This window comes from Pseudochrobactrum sp. B5 (assembly GCF_001939785.1).
Classification (GTDB): Bacteria; Pseudomonadota; Alphaproteobacteria; order Rhizobiales; family Rhizobiaceae; genus Pseudochrobactrum; species Pseudochrobactrum saccharolyticum.
The window spans coordinates 89760-113685 of the sequence record NZ_MOYL01000001.1; the positions used below are offsets into that span (position 1 = coordinate 89760).

Below are 23926 nucleotides of genomic sequence, written 5' to 3' on the forward strand. Positions count from 1 at the left end.
AGCCATTACCTCCCGGCAATCACAGGACCACAGAACCGATATGATTATGGTTCATATGCACCCGCTATGCGATTTCGTCAAGAAATGACAAGCGGAACAGGGTGTCGCAGCAAGATTATTACCCAAGCGGCATTTAATCTTTGCAAATAGAAAAAGGGCGACCCTGAGGCCGCCCTTATCCCTGGAAATTTTATAATCGCAGAAAGATGCAGAAAATTATTCTGCAGCTGCCTTGGCAGCAGCATCACGCTCAGCAGCGCGCTTGTCTGCTTCACGTTCAGCTTTCGAACGATTGTCTTTTTTCTCAACGATACGGGCAGCCTTACCGGTAAGACCACGAAGGTAGTAAAGTTTCGCACGACGGACTTTACCGCGGCGAACAACTTCAACGCCTTCAACCAGCGGAGAATAAACAGGGAATACGCGCTCTACGCCTTCGCCGTAAGAAATCTTACGAACGGTGAAGCTTTCCTGCAGACCTGCGCCCGAACGGCCGATGCAAACGCCTTCGTAAGCCTGTACACGGGTACGTGTACCTTCAGTTACGCGTACGAGAACGCGAACTGTATCACCGGCGTCGAAATCTGGCAGAACGCGCTTTTCAGCAATCTTTGCAATCTGTTCAGCTTCAAGCTGCTTAATAATGTTCATAGTTTTAATCCTTCTGATTCTTCTCGAACAGTCAGAGCGCTATCACTTGCAAAACAGTCTTTGCCGTCATGCTATGCCGTTAAGGCAGGAGCGGTTTCACTACTCATTGATTTCAGGTCAACGAAAATCGGATTTCAGGAAATCCCGAAATGTGAGGCGGCAATACACCATTACCGCCTGTGAATCAACTCAACTCTGCAAGAAGTTCTGATTCAGTTGCGACCGATCCGTCCCAAATGCGTATCCTGAAAAGAAGACGCATATTTCAGCCCGTAGCCCAGCATCCGGTCAAAAGTGATATGGGCAGTCCAGATCAGCACATAAGGCCACAACCATTGCTGCCCTGACACATACATCAGTAGGCCAAGCGCGGCCACACTCAGAAAACTGTGACCGGCATTATAGACCAGCGCACCAATATGGTTGCCAAATGCATAACCTGCCATAGTAATGTCAGGCACCAGAAACAACAGCGCAAACCACCACCAGCCCTCACCGCTTTGCGCATAAAACCCCAGAGCAATCAGCAAAATAGCTGCATATTCCGCACGTCTCAGAATCTGCATTATTTACTCCTGTTCTGATAGGCCTCCCACAAATCGGGACGGCGCTCACTGGTAATGCGCTTTGCTTCTTCCAACCGCCATTGATCGACAGCCTTATGATTACCAGACGTCAGCACCGCAGGAATCGAACGCCCTTCCCATTCCTGCGGACGGGTATAATGCGGATGCTCCAGCAGGCCGGTTTCAAAACTCTCGGTTTCACCGGATTCATGATTGCCCATCACACCCGGAATCAGGCGGACAATCGCGTCAAGCAGCACAATCGCACCGGTTTCACCGCCGGAGAGAATATAATCACCGACTGATACTTCCATCAGGTTGCGCGCTTCAATAACCCGTTCATCCACGCCTTCAAAGCGGCCGCAGAGAATCACTGCGCCCTCGCCGCTCGCCAGTTCGCGCACCAAATCCTGAGTCAAAGGTCGCCCACGTGGGCTCATCAGAATACGCGGGCGATTATCCTGTTCTAAGCTATCAAGCGCACGCGCCACAACATCCGGCTTCATCACCATACCGGCACTGCCGCCAGCCGGTGTGTCATCAACCATCCGGTGCTTATCGAGCGCAAAATCTCTAATCTGGACGGTTTCCAGCTGCCATTTATCATCGCGCAAGGCGCGGCCTGCAAGGGCAGAGCCCAGCGGCCCCGGAAACATCTCAGGATAAAGGGTCAGGACAGATGCTTTGAAACTCATTACCGCGCCCATCCGTCATCATCAGTCTCAGGTGTCTCAGGCTCATCACCCTCTTCATCCGCAGAGGTTGAACCATCATCAACAAGACCTGCCGCCAGCGGATCAATCAGAATCGCGCCTTCTTCCATCAGGATTTCCGGTACAGAAGTCAGTGTGAACGGGATCATAACCGGCTTTTTGCCGCTTTCCTTAATCTCCAGCACATCACCGCCGCCGAAATTAAACACGGCAGAGACTTTACCATAGGACACGCCTGCGCTGTCGCGCACGGCAAGGCCGATCAGATCGGTGTAATAAAACTCGTCCTCATCAAGATCCTGCGGCAGCTGCGCATGATCGACATAGAGCTCTTTGCCATTCAGCGCTTCCGCCGCATTGCGATCCTCAACACCGGCAAAGCGCACCACGACTACGGTTTTACTCGGGCGGATCGACAGCACTTCATAGCTTTTACCGGACGCATCATAAAGCAGACCATAGGAGCCCAGATCCATAGGGTCGCCCGTATAGGTTTTAACGCGCACTTCCCCTTTGATGCCATGGGCAGCGCCGATAACGGCGAGCTGAACCGGATTATCAAGATTTGCAACCCGCACCGGACTGCCTTTTTTCTGAGAAGACATGAAAAACCTTAAACTGTGGCGGCAACGGTTCCGTAACCTCGCCGTGAGAAACTCTATTTTTATTAAGATAACCGGATTACAGATTCAATCCATGCAAACGGCCAAAACCGAAACCTCAAAAGCAGAATTTCTGATTATCGCTGCGCCCGACCTCAATCAGGCGCGTCAGGACTGGCTCGGCAGCTTAACCAACAGCCGCAGACTGGCCGCCCATACGCTGGATGCCTATGAGCGCGATACCCGTCAGTTTCTGCAATTCATGACCGGTCATCTGGGCGCACCACCGGCTTTGAAAGATGTCTCGAACCTACGCATTGCAGATTTGCGCTCCTATCTGGCCTCACGCCGTAATGACGGCGCAGGCGCCCGCACTCTCGGGCGCGGTCTTGCCGGTGTCCGCTCGCTGCTGCGCTATCTCGAAAAACAGGGGCTGGCCAATGCAGCTGGTGCCAGTGCTATACGCGCACCGCGCCAGCCGAAATCTCTGCCCAAACCTTTGAGCGCAGATGCAGCACTGCGGGTTGTCAACACACAGCAACAGCTGGCGGAAGAGCCATGGATTGCCGCACGCAATGCCGCTGTTCTCACTTTACTCTATGGCTGCGGCTTGCGTATTTCCGAAGCGCTTGGTCTGACACCGGATGCCGTGGCCGACACAACAGCCCGCTCCCTGACAATTCAGGGTAAAGGCGGCAAAAGCCGCCTCGTACCGCTGCTGCCTGCTGTTCATCAGGCAATTGCCGAATATCGCCGCCTCTGCCCCTTTCATTTGAACGGCACAATGCCGCTGTTTCGCGGAGCAAAAGGCGGCGCACTCCATGCCGGTATTATTCAGCGCGAAATGCAGAAAATGCGCTCCGCGCTCAACCTGCCGGAAACCGCAACTCCCCATGCTTTGCGGCATTCTTTTGCCACCCATCTTCTGGCCCGCGGCGGCGATCTTCGCACTATTCAGGAACTGCTCGGCCATGCCAGCCTTTCCACCACACAGGTCTATACCGGCGTGGATACCGATCGCCTGCTTGAGATTTATGATAAAGCACACCCCCGTGCGCACCCTTAAGCACCATCAATAGCGGCAGAAAATCTCCGATCTTTCTTGACAAGCCGCAGATCAGCAGCGATTGACTTTACTCAAGTGTTTCAAATGGAAGCACCGTCACGAGAAGAAGACGATGCCGAACCCAAATAAAAAAGCTGACCAGACGCATTTGCGCAGTCAGGCCGACGAAATTAAAGCCCTCCTCAACCAGCGCCCTGTGGTGCTTGTCGGACTTATGGGAGCAGGAAAATCCACTATCGGCAAGAAAATGGCCGCAATGCTGGATTTGCCGTTTTTCGATCTCGATACGGAAATCGAAAATGTCTCCCGTATGAGCGTTACTGAATTATTTGCCTCCTATGGCGAGCCGGAATTCCGCGATCTTGAACGCCGTGTTATGCAGCGCCTGCTGGAAGGCGGTTCAATGATCCTCGCCACCGGCGGCGGCGCTTTCATGAATGAACAGACCCGCGAGAATATTGCTTCTGCCGGTATTTCCGTCTGGCTCAATGCGGAACTGGATGTGCTGATGGAGCGCGTATTGCGCCGTCAGGATCGTCCGCTTTTGAAAAATGACGATCCGCGTGCAGTGATGCAGAAGCTGATGACCGAACGTTATCCGGTCTATGCCACAGCTGATCTGAGCATCATCTCCCGCGATGAAAAACGTGAAGTGATTGCACAGGAAGTCATCACCTTGCTGCTCGATCATTTACGCAAGACCGAACCAATCCAAGACTAAATCATAATCACGAGTATCGTCCCATGACATCTACCGGACATGTTGCAACCGAAACCGTTCATGTATCACTGGGAGACCGCTCTTATGACATTCTGATCGGCAGCGGCCTGATTGCCCGCGCCGGTCAGGAAATTGCTGCACGTCTGCCGGGCATCCGTGCGGCTGTGGTCACCGATGAAAACCTTGCCAAGCTGCATTTGCCGTCCCTGCTCAGCGCTTTGGAAGCTGCCGGTATTAATGCAACACCGGTCGTGGTTGCAGCCGGTGAAAAATCCAAAGGCTTTGCCACGCTTGAAACCGTGACCAATGACATTCTCAAAGCCCGCCTTGAGCGTGGCGATGCCGTGATTGCTCTGGGCGGTGGTGTGATCGGTGATCTTGCCGGTTTCGTTGCCGGTATTGTGCGCCGCGGTATGAATTTCATCCAGATCCCGACTTCACTGCTGGCGCAGGTTGATTCTTCTGTCGGCGGTAAAACCGGCATCAACACCGCTTACGGTAAAAATCTTGTCGGCGTTTTCAATCAACCGCAACTGGTGTTGGCCGATACGGATATTCTCGACACGCTGAGCAAGCGTGAATTTGCTGCCGGTTATGCAGAAGTTGCCAAATATGGTCTGATTGACCAGCCGGAATTTTTCGAATGGCTGGAAAACAACTGGCAGGGTATCTTTACAGGCGGTGCTGCACGCCAGCAGGCCATTGCTACCTCCTGCCGCGCCAAGGCAGCCGTTGTTGCCCGCGATGAGCGTGAAACCGGCGACCGTGCTTTGCTCAATCTCGGCCATACATTCGGCCACGCATTGGAAACTGCCACCAATTATGATTCCTCACGCCTTGTGCATGGTGAAGCCGTTGCCATCGGCATGGTACTGGCGCATCAATTCTCTGCACGCCTCGGTCTGATTTCAGAAGATATTGCTGTGCGGGTAGAAAAGCATTTGAAAGCTGTCGGCCTGCCGGTTTCCATGAAAGAGATTGCCGGACTGCCTTCCGCAGATGTGCTGATGTCTTATATTGCACAGGACAAGAAAGTGTCTCGCGGTTCGCTCACTTTCATCCTGACCCGTGGTCTTGGCCAGTCTTTCATCGCCAAAGATGTGAATGCGGCAGATGTACAGGCTTTCCTGCAGGAAAAACTGGCTTAAAACTCCATATCACCAATTTAAAAAACCGCTCGCAAATGAGTTTTGCGAGCGGTTTTTGTTTAAGCCCTTATGGCTTGTGACAGACAATGCCGACCAGACGCCGCACCAGTGGCAGCACCAGCAACAATACCGGAAACGCCACGATCCACGACAAGCCCCATGCGGGCATCCAGTGCGATAAAAGATCAGCCCTGAACCCGAGGTTTTTTAGCGTCGCAATCAGAGACACAACAAAAGTCATCAGGACAGAGAGAATAAAAGGCATCACAACCGGAATGTACCGTGCCGGAAGCTTCGGAAAAGCAGGAACAGATTTGGAAGATTGCATAATCATTTCCGTAAATTTGCGGTCTTACACATCAGCACATCCCTCCCGCCCGAGACAGGAGCTTGTCCGGTGTAAGACCGGCATGGATGCGTTGCTTAACGTTAAACGCTTACGGAAGAGCCAAAAGCTCACTGCTGCCTCATAACAGCAGATGACAAAGGAAACAAGTAACCGGAAGTCTGCGGTTACTTGTTTTAAATAATCAGGCAGGCTTGCGGGTACGGCGGGTCGGCTCCCCCGGTGCGCTCGGTTCCAGCGCAATCGCATGCAGACCGCTCTGCAGTTCTTCATCAAGCTGCGCATTGATCGCACGATGACGGTCAACGCGGCTCAAACCTGTAAAAGCCTCTGCCACAATTATAACGCGGTAATGTGTTTCACCGGTACCGTCGAACACTTCCTCATGACCGCCGTCTGTGTGATGATGACCGGCATGAAGATGACTTTCATTGATGACATCAAGCAACACAGGCTGAAAAGCCTCAGATAGTTTTGCGGTAATCCGTTCTTGACGCGTCAAAGGAATAGACATTCTGCTCTCCTGCCCCCATATAGGGACTATGTTATGTGCATGCGTTACCATTCCGGTATACATAATGCAGCTAAATCCCGATTTCACGTCCGCTTCGACTCTCGGCCCCGCAGGGTTCGGTCATGCGTCGTGAAATGTCAATTCTTGTATCATCAGATCTGACCCCGTAATATTGATATCATGGCAACGAATTCAAAATTTTTTGACAGCATCCGTATCCGTTCCCGCAAGGAAGACAAAAAACCGGCTGGCCCGCAGTGCCAGTGGGAAGGATGCGAAGAAACCGGAACACACAAAGCGCCTGCGGGCGGTGCGCGTGAAGGTCTTTATCTGCACTTCTGTCTGGATCACGTCCGCGAATATAATAAAAACTTCAATGCTTTCTCCGGTCTTAGCGATGAGGAAATCGCCAAGTTCCAGAAGAATGCGGCCGTTGGTGACCGTCCGACATGGACAACCACCAAAAACTCCACTTCGCGCCAGTCAGCCCCGCAATTTGCCCGTATGCGTTCAGGCACTGCAGCCTATCACAACAAGATCCGTGATCCGCTGAACCTCTTTGAACAAACACGCGCCCGTGCGGAAGCGGCAACCCCGACCAGACGCCCCCGTCCGCTCGAATCCAAGGCTTTTGCGACCCTGGGCATTGCGGCAAATTCGACCAGTGACGCGATCAAATCGCGCTATAAAGAGCTGGTAAAGCAGCATCATCCGGACGCCAATGGCGGCGATCGCGGTTCGGAAGAACGTTTCCGCGAAGTTGTGCAAGCTTATCAATTGCTAAAGACCGCAGGTTTTTGCTAAACAGGCAAAGACTAAAGCATGCCGCCCGAAAACGGATATCTGTTTCGAGTGAAAGACATGCGGTAAAACAAAGATTATTTGCAGGGAACTAAGGGAAATTACGGAAGCAAAAAACTTTCGTTCCCTGTTAACCTGCCGAAACAACTACACCGGCACAGCACTTCAGACAGTTTCAGCAAAAACCGGAACTGTTTGTGCCGGAAGAACTGAGCCAAGACGAACAGAAAGCGATAGAGGGGTTTTCCGCTGCAGGAAAAGGGAAAGGCTCTCTGAACATATGATGATACAGCGGCATGCAGGCGCCGCTCAGGAGGCATGATGAGCAAGGTTGATCTCGACATAAACAATATGCCGGACACAACTGTATCGGTGCGTGACGTGTTCGGGATTGATTCCGATATGATCGTGCCCGCTTACAGCAAAAAAGATCCGCATGTACCGGATGCAGATCCGGATTACATTTTTGACCGCCAGACAACCTTGGCGATTCTCGCCGGCTTTGCCTATAACCGCCGCGTTATGGTTTCCGGCTATCACGGCACCGGTAAATCCACCCATATTGAACAGGTTGCAGCCCGTCTGAACTGGCCATGTGTTCGCGTTAACCTCGACAGCCATGTCAGCCGTATTGATCTGATCGGTAAAGATGCCATCGTCGTCAAAGACGGTATGCAGGTTACCGAATTCAAAGACGGTATTCTGCCATGGGCCTATCAGAACAATGTTGCTCTGGTGTTCGACGAATATGATGCCGGTCGTCCGGACGTGATGTTCGTTATCCAGCGTGTTCTGGAATCGTCCGGCCGTCTGACCCTGCTCGATCAGAGCCGCGTTATCAACCCGCATCCGGCATTCCGCATGTTTGCAACCGCGAACACTGTCGGTCTCGGTGACACCACCGGTCTTTACCACGGCACCCAGCAGATCAATCAGGCGCAGATGGACCGTTGGTCGATCGTCACCACGCTGAATTATCTGCCGCATGACAATGAAGTTGAGATCATTCTCGCCAAGTCCAAGCATTACCAGAATGCGGAAGGCCGTGAGATCGTCTCGAAAATGGTTCGCGTTGCCGATATGACCCGTCAGGCTTTCATCAATGGCGATCTGTCGACCGTTATGAGCCCGCGTACTGTGATTACATGGTCCGAAAATGCCAATATTTTCACCGATGTCGGCTTTGCATTCCGCTTAACCTTCCTGAACAAATGCGACGAGCTGGAGCGCCCGATTGTTGCTGAGTTCTACCAGCGTGCTTTCGGACAGGAACTGCCTGAATCCGCAGTTAATGTCGTGCTTGCATAAAACGCACAAAGCGTCCCTGTCATCACAGGGGCGCTCTCGCTTCATTAAGACAGCGAAACAAGGTTAAGTTCTTCTGATATAAGGCAGTTTCATCATGGCAGGCCCCGGCGATAACACACGCGAACGTCCTAAAGGTCCGGTCGATTCCGAACCTTTCAAACGCGCGGTCACAGCCTGTGTGCGTGCAATCGCCGGCAGCAATGAATTTGAGGTCGGCTTCAGCCATGACCGTCCGGCACTGACCGGCAATCATGCCCGTCTGCCGGATCTGCCAAAGCGCCCGACTGCAGAAGATATTTCCATCATCCGTGGTCTTGGTGACTCGATGGCGCTGCGTCATGCACGTCATGATCCGCGCATTCATGCGCAGCTTGCGCCGCAGGGGAGCCAAGCCCGCGCTATTTATGACGCCGTAGAACAGGCTCGCGTTGAAGCGATCGGCGCTCTGGCTATGGAAGGCGTGGCAAGCAATCTGTCGGCCATGCTGGCTGACAAATACAGCCGTGCCAATTATTCCGCAATTACATCGCGCGATGATGCGCCGATTGAAGAAGCCATCTCCCTTCTGGTTCGTGAGAAACTCACCGGCTACCGTCCGCCTGTACAGGCGGGCAATGTGGTTGAGCTGTGGCGCGATTGGATTGAAGACAAAATCGGCGACCGCCTCGAAACACTCGGCGACCGCCTGAACAGCCAGCAGGATTATGCCCGTCTGGTGCGTGAAATGCTGGTTGCGCTGGATATGGCTGAAGAACTGGCCGAACCATCCGAGAGCGACGACGAGGAAAGCCAACAGGAAGAACAGGCTGATCCGGAAGAATCGCAGGAAGGTGCATCAGAAGAAGATGCAGAAAACCAGTCCGGCGACGGCGACAGTTCTGAAGACACCAATGATGACCGTGAGCGCGGTGATCTTGAAGCTGAAGATGCCGCCTATGAAGATGCTGATGACGGTGAAGAGGAAGATGCGGAAACACCGGGCGAAGCGCGCCGGTCTAACCAGCCGTTTTCCGATTTCGACAAGCATCATGACTATAAAGTTTTCACCCGTGAATTTGACGAGATCGTAGAAGCAACCGATCTCTGCGATGATGCGGAACTGGATCGTCTGCGTGGTTTCCTCGACAAGCAGCTTGCGAATTTGCAAGGCGTGGTCGGACGTCTCGCCAACCGACTGCAGCGCCGTCTGATGGCGCAGCAAAACCGTTCATGGCTGTTTGATCTGGAAGAAGGGCATCTCGACAGCGCCAAACTGGTGCGTGTGGTGATTGACCCGACCCAGCCGCTGTCTTTCAAAACCGAACGCGATACCAATTTCCGCGATACGGTTGTGAGCCTGATTATCGACAATTCCGGCTCGATGCGCGGACGTCCGATTACTGTGGCTGCCACCTGCGCCGATATTCTGGCACGCACGCTGGAACGCTGCGGCGTGAAGGTTGAGATTCTCGGCTTTACCACCAAAGCGTGGAAAGGCGGCCAGTCCCGTGAGGCATGGCTCGATCGCGGCAAACCTGCCCAGCCGGGTCGCCTCAATGATCTGCGCCACATTGTTTATAAAGGCGCTGATGCCCCTTGGCGTCGCGCACGACGCAATCTCGGCCTGATGATGCGTGAAGGCCTGCTGAAAGAGAATATCGACGGTGAAGCGCTGATGTGGGCGCATAACCGTCTGCTCGGCCGTCCTGAACAGCGCAAAATCCTGATGGTGATTTCTGATGGTGCGCCGGTTGATGATTCGACCCTGTCGGTTAATCCGGGCAATTATCTGGAACGTCATTTGCGTGCAGTGATTGATGAAATCGAAAACCGCTCACCGATTGAGCTGATTGCGATTGGTATCGGCCACGATGTGACCCGCTACTATCAGCGCGCGGTGACCATTGTTGACGCGGAAGAACTGGCCGGTGCGATGACTGAGCAGCTCGCCTCGCTGTTTGATGATCAGGATCAGCCGAAAGGCCGGACAGCACGGCGCTGATTTGCAAAGCTGAATAAAAAAGCCTCCCGAGGATGATCTCTTCGGGAGGCTTTTTTGATATGCTTGTTCTGCAGGCGCTTACCGGATAGCCGGTTTTGCAGTGTCGGATTTACCTGCACCATAAATAGACGGGGCAAACAGTGCCAGAATCGCTCCGTAAGGCACCAGCATCACCACACTCATCAAAACCTTGATACCAAAGTCACCAAGCGCCAGAGACAGCCACAGTGGCATTGCAAGGCCAAACCACTGCACCTGATCGGTCATGGAGCTGTCAGCCAGTCCGAAAGCCGTATCAAGCATGCTGAACGGTGCCGCAAAAGCCAGCGAGAAGAACAGGATCGTATCCAGCACAGAACCGCAAAGTGCTGCCGCCAGCGGTGCTTTCCACCAGCGCAAACGACGCAAACGGCTGAACACACTGATATCCAGCAATTGTGCAAACAGAAATGCACTTCCTGAGGCCACAGCAAGGCGCGGGCTTGCAAGCCAGATCGACATGATAACACCCAGCGCAAAACCGGCATAAACGACCTGACGGGCGCGCTGCGGGCCAAAGCGGCGATTTGTCAGATCATTGACCAGAAAGGCAAACGGATAAGTGAATGCGCCATAGGTAAGAATATCCTGCAAGCCGAAATAATGAACCGGATATTGCACAAGGATATTGGAGGCGGCGACGGCCGCACACATGGCCAGAACGGGAAAAATCAACGCTTTAATAGCGGAATTATGCTGTAGAGGCATTTTTTTATCCTGGGTAATGGAACCAGCAAAAAGGCCGGACGAACCGGCCTTTAGCAAAACTAAATTCAGCCGTAAAAGCTATTAAGCAGCAGCTTCGGCCAGTTTCTTGGCAACCTGACGCTTCAGCAGACGTGCGCGCTGTGACAGTTCATTGTCAGAAGCTTTCGCAAGGAATGCATCCAGACCACCGCGATGCTCAACAGTACGCAGCGCATGCGCAGTAACGCGCAGACGGTAGCTCTGGCCCATTGCATCGGACATCAGGGTTACATTGCAAAGATTTGGCAAATAACGGCGACGCGACTTGTTGTTCGCATGGCTTACATTGTTGCCGTAGAGGACCGCTTTACCGGTCAGTTCACAAGCGCGGGACATTGGTCTCACCTTCAAAATTCTGTTTCAGGCCCCGGCACAAATATCCGATACCGTCTTCGCTACTATCATAATCAATCCGTGATTGATATGTCGCGGCGCGCAATATCGGACAGCGGCCCATTGGGAAAGTCGGGTTTCTATAGTGAAAGCAGCCCTTCCCGTCAAGCCGTTTCAAGCTGATTACGGGTTCAATTGCAGGAATGACAAGGAATTGACTGTCATTGACTGCATTTTGCCGCTTTTATCATACAAATAGCGGGCACAAAAGTCACCTGTTCTGCATTTTCAGACTGGGTGCTGCACATTATCCGCTCAGGTGAGTCTCAGGGAGATCTGAATGATGTTTACGGACAAGGCTGCAAGAATCCATATAGCAACCGGTCAGAACCGGATATTTGCAGCAGCAATTCTCACTGCCCTCTCCGTAATGCCCGCTACCGCTTTTGCCGCTGATTCCGGCTACCGCACGGAATATGGTATTTCCGTTTTCGGCATAACAATCGCGCGTTCCGAACTGAACACCAGAATCACGAATAATGCTTACGCACTCGACGGAAGTTTTCACAGCTCCGGAGTTGCCCGTATTTTTGACAGTACCAAAGGCTCCATCACTATTAATGGCAATATGCGCAAGCAAGGCGCTGCCGCCGCTGTTCAGCCCGTTTCTTATCTCACCACCTATCGCAGCGGTAAAAAACACAAGCGCACAGCCATCAGCTTCAAAAACGGCTCGGTCAGTGCTTTCGACAATCAGCCGCCGATCCGGAAAAACGATCCGTGGGTGGAAACCCGTCCCGATGATCTGAAAGCAGTCTTTGATCCGATCAGCGCGATGATGATTACCAGCCCCACTGCCGCAGCAGTCTGTAACCGGACATTACAGATCTTTGACGGGCAGACACGCGCGCAGATCCGGTTAAGTCCGGCAGGAACTGAGGCCTTTTCGATCAAAGGTTTCGACGGCACTGCAATCACCTGCAATGCTAAATTTGTCCCTGTCTCCGGCTATGAGAAAGACAAGAAATCCGTGCGCTATCTGGCGGACAAAAGCAAAATCACTATCAGTTTCGCCTCGCTGAATACGGATAAACAGGGTGCGGGAATTTACGCTCCTGTGGCCGCCAGTGTCGGTACACAGATCGGCACGGTTAAAGTCCGTGCAACACGTTTCGAGCAGACGAAATGATCAGCAATATGCCCAGAGGGTCAATTATTCGCCCAACAGCTTATGGATACGGTCAATATATTGTTTGCCGAAAGTTATATGAGCCGGATTGATGCCTTTTAATTCATCAACAAGCTGTTCTTCATTTTCAGATTCCACAGCGCTTACACTGCTGACCAGAGCGAAATAGCCGTAAATATAATCCTGCGCGGTCAGGCCGTGCTTTTCGAGCACAGCCATCACTTTCGGCTGCTTTTCAATGCGGGCAGCCAGCGCCTTTGGTGAATGATCGCCGGTTCCGGCCTCATCATCACCGCTGCCGGACATATCCATCGTGTTGAGCTCGGCCTGTGCGGCTTCCATCTTGGTCAGAAACTTCTCATCAAGCGGATAATTATTCACTTCCGCCGGCACTTCCGGTTTGGCCACTTCCGAAAAGCTCTGCGCAAATGCCGCATGACCGGTCAAAGGCATAACAGCGAAAAAACCCGCTGCGAGAAAAGAACCGGCAATAATTGTAACAGCCGGACGGCGGAACAGACAAACCATACTATACCTTTGCCTCAAACGGCTTTTGTCAAAAATGATCTTTGCGTTTACGCAGTTCCGCAAAAACCTGCAACTCGCTGGCATCTTCCATCCCAAGCTGTTTGCGCACTGCACTGTCATGCACGCGCAAGAACGGATTGGTGGCCATTTCCAACCCGATACTGGTTGGCAGGGTCGGCAGACCTTCCGCCCGCAGCCGCTCAATCTCACGACCGCGCTCTTTCAATGCCGGATTGGTACCGTCAACATCCAGCGCAAAACGCAGATTATTCAGCGTATATTCGTGCCCGCAATAGACTTTTGTATCAACCGGCAGCAAAGCCAGCTTTTGCAGCGATGCATACATATCTGCCGGCGTGCCTTCAAAAAGGCGGCCGCAACCCAGCGCAAATAATGTATCGCCTGTAAAAGCAACTTTTGCCTGCGGCAGATAATAGCTCACCTCTCCGGCCGTATGACCGGGTGTAGAAATCACCTGCACTTCAAACGAGCCGAACTGAAACTTGTCGCCGTCTTTCACGCCACGATCCGCACCCGGAATCTTTTCCGCTGCGGGTCCTGTGATCTGCGCACCATAGATGCGTTTCAATGCTTCATTCGCATCGACATGATCGAGATGATGATGGGTCGTAAAAATATAATCGAGCTTCCAGCCGCGACGCGCCAAAGCCGAACGGATTGCCAGTTCTTCCGGCGCATCAATCGATGCTGTCAGCCCCGTTTCCGGATCATGAATCAGAACGCCGAAATTATCTTCGCGACAATAGAACTGTTCAATTTCAAGACGAGCCATCCGTTTCGCTCCCGCTTATTTTTTATTCACTGATGCGGTGTCATCTTCTGCGCCCCACGGCACCAGAGAATGTTTTTTAATCAATGGCAGCTGGAACATTGTAAAAGCAATGGTCAGCGGCATGACGCCCCACACTTTGAATGTGACCCATGTATCGGTAGGGAAATTCCGCCATACAACTTCATTAATCACAGCCAGCACGAAGAAAAACAAACCCCAGCGCAATGTCAGCTTACGCCAGCCTTCGGCATCCAGCTTGAAAGCCTGATCGAAGACATAGCCGAGCAAAGCTTTGCCAAACAGCAGACCGCCCAGCAGAATCGCACCGAACAGGCTGTTAACAATGGTTGGTTTCATTTTTATGAAAGTATCATTGTGCAGCCACAGGGTCAGCGCGCCGAAAACCAGCACCACAATACCCGAAACCAGCGGCATGATCGGCAGGCTGCGTGTCATGATCCATGATACAACCAGCGCAATCACAGTAGCGGCCATAAACAAGGCTGTTGCAATGAAAATCGGCTGACCGATCTGTGCCAGAACCGGAAAACGCTCAACCAGCCACTCACCGCGCGAATTGGCAAAAAAGAACACCAGCAAAGGCCCGAGTTCCAGTGCCAGCTTTAACAGCGGCGGCACTTCCTTGCGTTGCGGGTCAGACGGATCGCGCTCAAAAATATGATCGTTCATCGTGCTTCTCCTGCAATCGCTCCTGCAAAATCCTGCGCCGTAAACGGTTCAAGATCATCAATCTGCTCACCGACACCAACAAAATAGACCGGCAATTTATGTTTGGCGGCAATCGCCACCAGAATACCGCCGCGTGCGGAACCGTCGAGCTTGGTCATCACCAAGCCGTTCACACCGGCAATATTTTTGAAAATTTCAACCTGATTAAGCGCATTCTGACCGGTGGTAGCATCCAGCGTCTGCAACACTGTATGCGGCGCTTCTGGATCATGTTTACCAAGCACGCGCACAATTTTAGCAAGCTCATCCATCAGTTCGGCTTTGTTCTGCAAGCGCCCTGCCGTATCAATAATCAGCACGTCGCTGCCGGCATCTTTGGCCTGCTGCCATGCGTCATATGCCAGACCGGCAGCATCGGCACCAAGCTTGGATGACACAACCGGTGAACCGGTACGCTCGCCCCAGATATGCAATTGCTCAATCGCTGCGGCACGGAATGTATCACCTGCTGCCAGCATCACTTTCAATCCGCCTGCGGTCAGTTTTGCCGCCAGCTTGCCGATTGTTGTGGTTTTACCGGTACCATTCACACCAACCACAAGAATGACATGCGGCTTGTGCGACAGGTCAAGTTCCAGAGGCTTTGCCACGGGCACCAGCACTTTTTCAATCTCGGAGCGCATAATGCGGCGCACTTCATCGGTCGAAATATCTTTGCCGTAACGGCCGGAAGACAGGCTGTCTGTGATGCGCATTGCGGTTTCCAGACCAAGATCAGCCTGAATCAGCACATCTTCCAGTTCCTGAAGTGTGTCTTCATCCAGTTTACGCTTGGTGAAAATACCGCCGATGGAGTCGCCCAACTGCTGTGAAGAGCGCGACAGGCCGCTGCGCAGCCGCTCAAACCATGACAGTTTCTTTTCCGGTTCGGCTTCAACGACTACCGGTTCCTGTTTTGCTTCAACCGCTTTGCTGACAGTCACTTTTACCGGTTTTGGCGCAGGGACAACTTCCGCATCAACTTCGGTAATTTCAGGCTCGGTTTCAGGATAGACCGGTGTCAGCTCAATGGTTGCCGGATCGGCAATCACCGGTTGGGAAAGCAATTCCTCAACCTTTTCCAGAAAAGTCTCGTGAGGCGGCTCTTCCGCCTGCGGCTTTTCTTCGTCAATAGTCTCATCCGGCTCCGGCGTATCATAAACCGGTTTCAGTTCAATCGTCGCCGGATCAGCGATAACCGGCTGGGAAAGCAGGTCTTCGATCTTTTCCAGCACAGTCTCATGATGCGGTTCAACATGCGTGTGCTCTGCTGCAACCGGTGCGCCCTCTTCCGCTAAAGGCGACTGGACTTCCTCTGACGGAGCGGAAGATACCTCTTCCTTTTTGCCGAAAGAAAAAATCTTTTTTATAAAACCCATAGCCATGAATACAGCGCTTCTTATTTTCGAATGATGATCAGATATTTTGCGGAACAGCCAGCAGCTTGTCCCCATCATGACCGGAGATCACGCGGCTGACAATCTGTCCTGCTGTCAGATCCTGTGTATCCAGTCCAGTCAGTGTAAAGCCTTCAGTCCGGCCTAAGCCATCACGTTCTACCAGAATATTCTGCACAGTGCCTTTGAGGCTTTCCAAATGCAGGCGATAAGCCGCATCACCGGCAACACGCAGACGGGCAGCCCGTTCCTTAATCACCTCACGACGCAATTGCGGCATGCGTGCGGCAGGTGTGCCTTCACGCGGGCTGTATGGGAAAACATGCAAATGGCTGAGACCGCATTCTTCGACAATACGGATAGAATTCTGGAACATCTCTTCCGTCTCGGTCGGGAAACCGGCGATAATATCCGCACCAAACACCGCATCCGGACGCAGTTTACGCACATCTTCGCAAAACCGGATGGAGTCATCACGCAAATGGCGACGTTTCATCCGCTTGAGGATCATATTATCCCCTGACTGCAATGAGAGATGCAGATGCGGCATCAGGCGTTTTTCATTAGCCAGCGCTTCCATCAGGTCTTCATCCGCCTCAATCGAATCGATGGAAGACAGACGCAGACGCTGCAAATCCGGTACCTGCGCCAAAACGGTTTTCACAAGTTTGCCGAGACGTAAATTGCCCGGCAGATCAGGCCCGTAGGAGGTCATGTCCACGCCGGTCAGCACCACTTCGGCATAGCCGTTGCCGACCAGTCTCTTGACCTGTTCAACCACACCGCCCATCGGGACAGAGCGGGAATTACCACGGCCATAGGGAATAATGCAGAAAGTACAGCGATGATCGCAGCCATTTTGCACCTGTACAAAAGCACGGGCACGGCCTTCAATCGCATCCACCATATGGCTGGCGGTTTCGCGCACTTCCATAATATCGTTGACGCGCACCTTCTCGAACTGGTTCACACCAAAGTCCGGCAACATGCGATAAGAATTGGATTTCAGTTTTTCTTCATTGCCGAGAACCAGATCAACCTCGTCCATCGCCGCAAAATCATCGGCACCGGTCTGCGCTGCACAACCGGTCACGATAATACGGGCTTCCGGATTATCCCGACGTGCTTTACGAATGGCTTGGCGTGCCTGACGCACCGCTTCCGCCGTTACCGCACAGGTGTTGAAAATAATCGCGCCGTTTTCCAATGTACCGAGACCGGCCTCATCAGCCTCGCGTTTCATCACTTCGGATTCATAAGTATTCAGCCGGCAGCCGAATGTTACAACCTCAACCGCCATAATCAGGCACCTTCCGCTGTTGTGTCTTTTGTCCAAAGACCTGTTGCCGGATCAAACTGCCCCGAAAACTCCCATTCAGCCGGTCCCGTCATTAAAACATGATCATCATCGCGCCAGTCGATCTGCAACGGCCCGCCCGGCACAATGACTTTTACATTGCGCCCCGTACGACGTGTGCGCGCTGCCGATACACCGGCAGCGCAAGCAGCAGAGCCGCAAGCCCGCGTCAGACCAACACCACGCTCCCAGGTGCGGATGGTCAGCTCGTCTTTGCCCGTGACTTGCGCGATTGAAATATTTGCCTTTTCCGGAAAGATCGGATGATTTTCCAGCAATGGGCCGAACTTATCCAGCTCATAGGACCAGACATCCTTATCGACCCAGAAAATGGCATGGGGATTGCCCATCGAAGCCACAGACGGCGAATGCAGCACCGGCGCATCAATCGGTCCGATCTGCAATTCGATCATGCGGGTATCACGAAATTCTTCTGCAAGCGGAATAGCCTGCCATTCGAAACGCGGCTTGCCCATATCCACACGGATCTGGCCGTCCGGCAGTTCCTCGGCCAGCAATAGTCCTGCCAGTGTCTCAAAGGCAAATTGCGATTTGCCGGTTTCCGCAGCAAGTGCCTGCACCACACAGCGTGTGCCATTGCCGCAAGCCTGCGCTTCACTGCCATCGCAATTGATAATGCGGATATAATAATCCGTACCCGCCGTTTTCGGATCATGGATCGCCATGATCTGGTCAAAACCGGTCGCAGTATCAGCATTCAGTGCGCGTGCGGCATCAGGCGTGATCCGGTCACTCCGGCCGCGCATATCCGCCACAATAATTTTATTGCCAAGGCCATTCATTTTGGCAAAAGCAGCATCAACTGACATAGCTACAGACATAGTTTCACAATTATAAGATATATTCCGGTTACGGCATATCAGCAGCCTTAATGCGGAACATCGACAAAATTCGGTTCGCAGAGATACGAGGAACAGGCAGCATCCGGAGATTTTGCCTGAAAGCACATCCTGAAAGCGCTTCACACTTTGCGCAAGGCACTCCGGATATACATTTACAGGCCTATATGGCGGAACTTCTCTCAAATTGCCAGTATATGTGCCAATGATTCGAAAAGCAGTGATGCGTTTTTGCCTGAATCTGCCGTAGAAGACCGATCACGCCTTGGCCTGCCGGTAAAATATGTTTATCTTTAAAACATAATCTGCTCAAATTTTGCTGCCAGACAGGCTTTCACATTGTCAGGCCATAACCTGTCAGATTAAAACAAGGCTGAAGCCGTAAAATCGTGCAATCCTACTTATTTCCCTTTTGTTCAATGATTCCTTTTGATTACAAAATGGTCTAAAGTGCAGCGGATTTTGCCTCAATATTGACCTGAGGACGGAACTGTTTCAAAGATTCCGCTTCGGAAACCACACTATCAAGGAGATGGGTATGGGAGTTTCTAAGATTGGCCTGCTCGGACTTGCAGCTGCCACCATTCTCGCCGGTTGCCAGAGTTCGCGTTTTGACAATATGGCCAGCAACACTCCCCCGCAGGCACAGCCTGCTCCTTTGCGCCCTGCTCCGACGACATCGGTTCAGTCCGGCTCGCTGAATGATGTGAACGCATCGCAGTTTCCGGCCAATCCGAATGATATGAATTCACAGCCGCAGGGCAATACACAGGTTGCCAGCCTGCCGCCTGCATCGTCCGTAGACCTGACACCGGGCAAAGTTGCCGGTGTGTGGAATGCATCGCTTGCCGGTCAGAGCTGTAAAGTTGCCACCCCGCAGACCAAATTCGGTCAGGGTTACCGCGCGGGTCCGCTGCGTTGCCCGGGTGAACTCGCCAATCTGTCCTCATGGTCCGTCAACGGCAAGCAGCTGGTTCTCTATGATGCAAATGGCGGCACAGTAGCTTCTCTCTATTCGTCTGCTGACGGCCGCTTTGACGGTCAGACTTCCGGTGGCCAGCCGATCAGCCTGTCCCGCTAAAAACTTGCTGACATTATAGAATTATAAAAGCTGCAGACACAATCTGCGGCTTTTCATTTATAGAACAGCGCCTGAATGAGCCCGAATGAGGTTGTCATGTCTTTCAATGAAACGCTGAAAGCCTATCCGTCCGTGTCAGAACGCTACGACTCTCTGGCCATGGCCGGAGATATTGAAGCAGACCCGCAGCAGCAAATTCTGGCAAAGCGCTTTGATGCTCTGATTGATGCAATTTGCAGCAAACGCCTTTCCCGCAAATCCAGTGCTTTGGGCTGGCTGTTCGGCAAATCCAAAAAAGTGGCTGAGCCGATCAAGGGTCTGTATATCCACGGTGAAGTCGGCCGCGGCAAGACCATGCTGATGGATATGTTCTTTGAATTGCTGCCGGTTGAACGCAAACGCCGCGCACATTTCAATGATTTCATGGCTGATGTTCATGAGCGTATTCATGCTCACCGTCAGGCTTTCAAAAAAGGTGAAACCAAACAGGAAGACCCGATCCCGCCGGTTGCTGAAGCACTGGAAAAACAGGCATGGGTTCTGTGTTTTGATGAATTTACCGTCACAGATATTGCCGATGCGATGATCCTGTCGCGTTTGTTCTCAGCGCTGTTCGAGCGTGGCGTGGTGCTGGTTGCCACATCCAATGTGGCACCGGATAATCTCTATCCGAATGGTCTCAACCGTCAGCTGTTCCTGCCTTTTGTCAGCATTCTCAAAACCCGTGTTGATGTGATCAATCTGGATTCGCGCACGGATTACCGGCTTGAAAAGCTCGATCGCCAGCCGGTCTATCTCACACCGCTCGGGCTCAAAACAGATGCCAGAATGGACGAGGCATGGCATATTCTGACGGAAGGCGGGCTTGAGACGGCAGAGGTTATCAAGGTCAAAGGCCGCAGCATTCATCTGAACCGCACTGTCGGCAAAGCCGTGCGTGTGACTTTTGATGAACTCTGCGCCAAACCGCTGGCTGCTGCTGATTATCTGGCGATCATGGCGCGTTTCCGCACTATGTTTATCGATCATGTACCGGTGCTGGATCTTGCCAAGAGAAATGAAGCCAAACGTTTCATTCTGCTGGTGGATACACTTTACGACCAGCGCGCCCGTGTTATCATCTCTGCCGCAGCGACACCCGACAAACTCTATAGTGCCTCCAGCGGCACAGAAGCTTTTGAATTTGACCGTACCGCATCGCGTCTTTTTGAGATGCAGAGTGCGGAATATCTTGAAGCATTTGAGACAAATGAATCAGCTGCAATACGGGCAACAGCCTGAGTAACAGGTGAAACACAGGCCAATTCTCTGATCGTCACTATTTTGTGACGATCATGGCCTAATTTATGCCAGTCAGGGGAATCATAAGAGCACTTATGATTCATCAAATAAGCATTCCGCAATCGGGCTGACTGTAAGCCATTCTGAACAAACAAAAATCAGCTGTAAGCGGACAAAAATTCCGGTAAAATTCCTTTCCCTGATTTCATGATATGAAACAGGAAAAACTTCGGCTTTTGTCAAAAACGACTTACGTTTACGTAAGAACATATTTAGCTAAACGATTGAAATCTTTAAATACAAAATTATTAGTTGAGTTATTTTGAAAACGGGCATATCGACCATACAGCGTAATGGCCTCTGCGGGCGTAACCGATCGGAAAGCTCAAGCAGAGGTAAAGCTGTTTTAGTTAGATTTTAGATCAGGGAAGTAACCAGCATGGCTCGCAATAAGATTGCTCTCATCGGTTCAGGCATGATCGGCGGAACGCTCGCCCATATGGCCGGTCTCAAAGAGCTCGGTGACATTGTGTTGTTCGATATCGCCGAAGGTATCCCGCAGGGCAAAGGCCTCGATATCGCGGAATCCTCACCGGTTGACGGTTTCGATGCCAAGTTCACCGGTGCCAATGACTATGCCGCCATCGAAGGCGCAGATGTTGTTATCGTTACCGCCGGTGTACCGCGCAAGCCGGGCATGAGCCGCGATGACCTGCTGGGCATCAATCTGAAAGTCATGGAACAGGTCGGCGCCGGTATTGCCAAATACGCCCCTGATGCTTTCGTAATCTGCATCACCAACCCGCTTGATGCGATGGTTTGGGCTCTCCAGAAATTCTCCGGTCTGCCGGCAAACAAAGTTGTCGGTATGGCTGGCGTGCTTGATAGCGCCCGTTTCCGCTACTTCCTCGCTGAAGAATTCAACGTTTCCGTTGAAGACGTCACCGCATTCGTTCTCGGCGGTCACGGCGATACTATGGTTCCTTCCAGCCGCTATTCGACTGTTGCCGGTATTCCTCTGCCGGATCTGGTCAAAATGGGCTGGACCACACAGGACAAGCTCGACAAGATCATTCAGCGCACCCGTGACGGCGGTGCTGAAATCGTCGGCCTGCTGAAAACCGGTTCTGCTTATTATGCACCGGCTTCTTCCGCTATCCAGATGGCTGAATCCTACCTCAAGGATAAGCGCCGCGTTCTGCCTGTTGCAGCTCAGCTGACCGGCCAGTACGGCGTGAAAGACATGTATGTCGGCGTACCGACCATTATCGGTGCGAACGGCGTTGAACAGGTTATCGAAATCCAGCTCGACAAAGAAGAACAGGCCGCATTTGAGAAATCAGTTGCTGCAGTTCAGGGTCTTTGCGACGCCTGCATCGCGATTGCACCAAATCTGAAATAATTGCCTATGAAAAAAAAGATCGGACAAACAATTTTTGGATTACTCATTCTAGCTGTCTTAATGATAGCAGGATGGTATATCATTAATTGGTTGTTCCGTTCTTTTTTGGGCTTAGATAAAGCACTTGCTTCATCAATAATTGCAGGATTTGTTGCGTTAATCTCTTTAATTTTTGCGTATTGGAAAGAACGTGAGAAATCACGCCAAGAAGCTCATAGAGAGAAAAAAACAGAAATTTATTCGATTTTTTTTGATATCGTTTTTCGCATATTAAAAGAGACTAAGAATAAAAATCCAACAACACCTTACGCAGAATCCCAAGAGTTACAAGATTCCCTATATGAACTCATGAAAGGTGTACTAGCTTATGGTTCACCTGAAGTTGTTCTTTCCATTGGTCGTTGGAGATTAAACTCCAACGCATCATCCAATACTATTTTACTGCATGTAGGTGACATTTTATTGGCTATGAGGAAAGACATTGGGCTGAGCAATAAAGGGCTTACCAATATTAATATTCATCAAGTTTACGTACTCGATGATATGGAAAAGCTTCTAAAGGAAACTCAATAAGATGAATATTCACGAATATCAGGCTAAGCGCCTGCTCCACTCCTACGGCGCACCGATTGCCAACGGCGTGGCTGTTTACTCCGCTGAACAGGCTGAAGAATGGGCAAAGACCCTTCCTGGCCCGCTTTATGTGGTCAAGAGCCAGATCCATGCCGGCGGCCGCGGTAAAGGTAAGTTCAAAGAACTGCCAGCCGATGCTAAAGGCGGCGTGCGTCTTGCCAAATCCATCGAAGAAGTTGTTGCGAACGTTAAAGAAATGCTCGGCAACACTCTGGTGACCAAGCAGACCGGTCCTGCCGGTAAGCAGGTAAACCGTCTTTACATCGAAGATGGTGCGGACATCGACCGCGAACTGTATCTCTCCCTGCTGATCGACCGCTCCGTCGGCCGTCCGGCTTTCGTTGTTTCCACCGAAGGCGGTATGGACATCGAAGCTGTTGCGGAAGAAACACCGGAAAAGATCATCAATGTTGCAATCGATCCTGCCAAAGGCGTGACCGATGAAGACAATGCCAAGCTTGCCGATGCTCTGAAGCTCGAAGGCGAAGCCCGTGAAGACGCTCTGAAGCTGTTCCCGATCCTCTACAAAGCTTTTGTTGAAAAAGACATGAGCCTTCTGGAGATCAACCCGCTGATCGTCATGACCAATGGTCGTGTACGCGTGCTGGATGCCAAAGTATCCTTCGACGGCAATGCTCTGTTCCGTCATCCTGACATTCAGGAACTGCGCGATCTGTCGGAAGAAGACGAAAAAGAAATCGAAGCTTCCAAGCATGATCTGGCCTATGTTGCCCTCGACGGTAATATCGGCTGCATGGTCAATGGTGCCGGTCTTGCTATGGCAACCATGGACATCATCAAGCTTTACGGTGCAGAACCGGCAAACTTCCTCGATGTTGGCGGCGGCGCTACCAAAGAAAAAGTAACAGCTGCATTCAAGATCATCACTGCTGATCCGGCTGTTGAAGGTATTCTCGTGAACATCTTCGGCGGCATCATGAAATGCGACGTTATCGCTGAAGGCGTGATCGCTGCTGTTAAAGAAGTTGGCCTTAAAGTTCCTCTGGTTGTTCGTCTCGAAGGCACCAATGTTGAGCTCGGCAAGAAAATCATCAACGAGAGCGGCCTGAATGTTATTTCAGCTGACGATCTCGACGATGCAGCGCAGAAAATCGTTGCTGCAGTGAAGGGAAATTAATC

26 protein-coding genes are annotated in these 23926 nt (G+C 51.9%); 12 read left to right on the plus strand and 14 right to left on the minus strand.

Annotation, left to right across the window (positions count from 1 at the left end):
• Nucleotides 1-216: 216 nt before the first annotated feature.
• The 4 genes from rplS to rimM form a co-directional block, all read right to left on the minus strand.
• Nucleotides 217-651 (minus strand): 50S ribosomal protein L19, encoded by a 435-nt coding sequence (rplS, locus tag BKD14_RS00455; RefSeq protein ID WP_022709749.1) that lies wholly within the window; start codon nucleotides 649-651, stop codon nucleotides 217-219.
• 212 nt (nucleotides 652-863) lie between these two features.
• On the minus strand, nucleotides 864-1217 hold the full coding sequence (locus tag BKD14_RS00460) for a DUF4260 domain-containing protein (RefSeq protein ID WP_075653889.1): 354 nt from the start codon (nucleotides 1215-1217) through the stop codon (nucleotides 864-866).
• On the minus strand, nucleotides 1217-1912 hold the full coding sequence (trmD, locus tag BKD14_RS00465; protein WP_075653891.1) for a tRNA (guanosine(37)-N1)-methyltransferase TrmD: 696 nt from the start codon (nucleotides 1910-1912) through the stop codon (nucleotides 1217-1219). The genes BKD14_RS00460 and trmD overlap by 1 nt, the downstream gene beginning before the upstream one ends.
• Nucleotides 1912-2535 (minus strand): ribosome maturation factor RimM, encoded by a 624-nt coding sequence (gene rimM, locus BKD14_RS00470; protein WP_075653893.1) that lies wholly within the window; start codon nucleotides 2533-2535, stop codon nucleotides 1912-1914. The genes trmD and rimM overlap by 1 nt, the downstream gene beginning before the upstream one ends.
• A 91-nt stretch (nucleotides 2536-2626) precedes the next feature.
• On the opposite strand from rimM, the gene BKD14_RS00475 reads away from it, so the two are divergent.
• The 3 genes from BKD14_RS00475 (at nucleotide 2627) to aroB (ending at nucleotide 5467) form a co-directional block, all read left to right on the plus strand.
• Nucleotides 2627-3598: a tyrosine recombinase XerC gene (locus BKD14_RS00475; RefSeq protein ID WP_075653894.1), complete on the plus strand. Its 972-nt coding sequence runs from the start codon at nucleotides 2627-2629 to the stop codon at nucleotides 3596-3598.
• Between the two features lie 112 nt (nucleotides 3599-3710).
• Nucleotides 3711-4319: a shikimate kinase gene (locus BKD14_RS00480; RefSeq protein WP_022709754.1), complete on the plus strand. Its 609-nt coding sequence runs from the start codon at nucleotides 3711-3713 to the stop codon at nucleotides 4317-4319.
• Between the two features lie 23 nt (nucleotides 4320-4342).
• Nucleotides 4343-5467 carry a 3-dehydroquinate synthase gene (gene aroB, locus BKD14_RS00485; protein WP_075653895.1) on the plus strand — a complete coding sequence of 375 codons (1125 nt, stop codon included), beginning with the start codon at nucleotides 4343-4345 and terminating at the stop codon, nucleotides 5465-5467.
• Between the two features lie 67 nt (nucleotides 5468-5534).
• Here aroB and BKD14_RS00490 read toward each other — a convergent pair whose 3' ends face one another.
• Both BKD14_RS00490 and BKD14_RS00495 read right to left on the minus strand, forming a co-directional pair.
• Entirely contained in the window at nucleotides 5535-5795 is a 261-nt protein-coding gene (locus BKD14_RS00490; protein WP_022709756.1) for a DUF2798 domain-containing protein, read from the minus strand.
• A 202-nt stretch (nucleotides 5796-5997) separates the two neighbouring features.
• Entirely contained in the window at nucleotides 5998-6327 is a 330-nt protein-coding gene (locus BKD14_RS00495) for a BolA family protein (protein WP_022709757.1), read from the minus strand.
• Nucleotides 6328-6507: 180 nt separating this feature from the next.
• Here BKD14_RS00495 and BKD14_RS00500 point away from each other — a divergent pair, with 180 nt between their 5' ends.
• The 3 genes from BKD14_RS00500 (at nucleotide 6508) to cobT (ending at nucleotide 10417) form a co-directional block, all read left to right on the plus strand.
• Complete coding sequence (locus tag BKD14_RS00500; RefSeq protein WP_022709758.1) at nucleotides 6508-7131, plus strand: J domain-containing protein; 624 nt, start codon at nucleotides 6508-6510, stop codon at nucleotides 7129-7131.
• Nucleotides 7132-7449: 318 nt separating this feature from the next.
• Nucleotides 7450-8436, plus strand: coding sequence for a cobaltochelatase subunit CobS (gene cobS / locus BKD14_RS00505; protein ID WP_022709759.1), 987 nt, complete (start codon nucleotides 7450-7452; stop codon nucleotides 8434-8436).
• Nucleotides 8437-8530: 94 nt separating this feature from the next.
• Nucleotides 8531-10417 (plus strand): cobaltochelatase subunit CobT, encoded by a 1887-nt coding sequence (cobT, locus tag BKD14_RS00510; protein ID WP_075653896.1) that lies wholly within the window; start codon nucleotides 8531-8533, stop codon nucleotides 10415-10417.
• A gap of 78 nt (nucleotides 10418-10495) precedes the next feature.
• Here cobT and BKD14_RS00515 read toward each other — a convergent pair whose 3' ends face one another.
• Together BKD14_RS00515 and rpmB are read right to left on the minus strand one after the other, a co-directional pair.
• The gene (locus BKD14_RS00515) at nucleotides 10496-11164 is read right to left on the minus strand and encodes a VUT family protein (protein WP_075654701.1); all 669 of its coding nucleotides are present in this window, start codon (nucleotides 11162-11164) and stop codon (nucleotides 10496-10498) included.
• A gap of 81 nt (nucleotides 11165-11245) precedes the next feature.
• Nucleotides 11246-11539: a 50S ribosomal protein L28 gene (gene rpmB, locus BKD14_RS00520; protein WP_022712289.1), complete on the minus strand. Its 294-nt coding sequence runs from the start codon at nucleotides 11537-11539 to the stop codon at nucleotides 11246-11248.
• A gap of 337 nt (nucleotides 11540-11876) precedes the next feature.
• Between rpmB and BKD14_RS00525 the strand changes: the two genes are divergently transcribed.
• Entirely contained in the window at nucleotides 11877-12725 is an 849-nt protein-coding gene (locus BKD14_RS00525; protein WP_139316300.1) for a DUF3108 domain-containing protein, read from the plus strand.
• Nucleotides 12726-12749: 24 nt separating this feature from the next.
• On the opposite strand, the gene BKD14_RS19490 is transcribed toward BKD14_RS00525, so the two are convergent.
• From BKD14_RS19490 to dapF, 6 genes are read right to left on the minus strand one after another with little or no spacing between them, the layout of a single operon-like run.
• The gene (locus BKD14_RS19490; RefSeq protein WP_022712287.1) at nucleotides 12750-13253 is read right to left on the minus strand and encodes a hypothetical protein; all 504 of its coding nucleotides are present in this window, start codon (nucleotides 13251-13253) and stop codon (nucleotides 12750-12752) included.
• A 28-nt stretch (nucleotides 13254-13281) separates the two neighbouring features.
• Nucleotides 13282-14046, minus strand: a complete 765-nt coding sequence (gene gloB / locus BKD14_RS00535) for a hydroxyacylglutathione hydrolase (protein ID WP_075653897.1) — start codon at nucleotides 14044-14046, stop codon at nucleotides 13282-13284.
• A gap of 15 nt (nucleotides 14047-14061) precedes the next feature.
• Nucleotides 14062-14736, minus strand: a complete 675-nt coding sequence (locus BKD14_RS00540; protein WP_075653898.1) for a septation protein A — start codon at nucleotides 14734-14736, stop codon at nucleotides 14062-14064.
• Complete coding sequence (gene ftsY, locus BKD14_RS00545; RefSeq protein ID WP_075653899.1) at nucleotides 14733-16160, minus strand: signal recognition particle-docking protein FtsY; 1428 nt, start codon at nucleotides 16158-16160, stop codon at nucleotides 14733-14735. The genes BKD14_RS00540 and ftsY overlap by 4 nt, the downstream gene beginning before the upstream one ends.
• A gap of 31 nt (nucleotides 16161-16191) precedes the next feature.
• Complete coding sequence (mtaB, locus tag BKD14_RS00550) at nucleotides 16192-17472, minus strand: tRNA (N(6)-L-threonylcarbamoyladenosine(37)-C(2))-methylthiotransferase MtaB (protein WP_022712283.1); 1281 nt, start codon at nucleotides 17470-17472, stop codon at nucleotides 16192-16194.
• 2 nt (nucleotides 17473-17474) lie between these two features.
• Nucleotides 17475-18359: a diaminopimelate epimerase gene (dapF, locus tag BKD14_RS00555; RefSeq protein ID WP_075654703.1), complete on the minus strand. Its 885-nt coding sequence runs from the start codon at nucleotides 18357-18359 to the stop codon at nucleotides 17475-17477.
• A gap of 568 nt (nucleotides 18360-18927) precedes the next feature.
• Between dapF and BKD14_RS00560 the strand changes: the two genes are divergently transcribed.
• The 5 genes from BKD14_RS00560 (at nucleotide 18928) to sucC (ending at nucleotide 23924) form a co-directional block, all read left to right on the plus strand.
• Nucleotides 18928-19470 (plus strand): protease inhibitor Inh/omp19 family protein, encoded by a 543-nt coding sequence (locus BKD14_RS00560; RefSeq protein WP_028233952.1) that lies wholly within the window; start codon nucleotides 18928-18930, stop codon nucleotides 19468-19470.
• A gap of 96 nt (nucleotides 19471-19566) precedes the next feature.
• A complete protein-coding gene (zapE, locus tag BKD14_RS00565) occupies nucleotides 19567-20751 on the plus strand; it encodes a cell division protein ZapE (protein WP_075654704.1) in 1185 nt (394 codons plus the stop codon).
• A gap of 439 nt (nucleotides 20752-21190) precedes the next feature.
• Entirely contained in the window at nucleotides 21191-22153 is a 963-nt protein-coding gene (gene mdh / locus BKD14_RS00570; protein ID WP_022712278.1) for a malate dehydrogenase, read from the plus strand.
• 6 nt (nucleotides 22154-22159) lie between these two features.
• Nucleotides 22160-22726, plus strand: a complete 567-nt coding sequence (locus BKD14_RS00575) for a hypothetical protein (RefSeq protein WP_075653900.1) — start codon at nucleotides 22160-22162, stop codon at nucleotides 22724-22726.
• A gap of 1 nt (nucleotide 22727) precedes the next feature.
• The gene (sucC, locus tag BKD14_RS00580) at nucleotides 22728-23924 is read left to right on the plus strand and encodes an ADP-forming succinate--CoA ligase subunit beta (RefSeq protein WP_022712277.1); all 1197 of its coding nucleotides are present in this window, start codon (nucleotides 22728-22730) and stop codon (nucleotides 23922-23924) included.
• Nucleotides 23925-23926 lie beyond the last annotated feature (2 nt).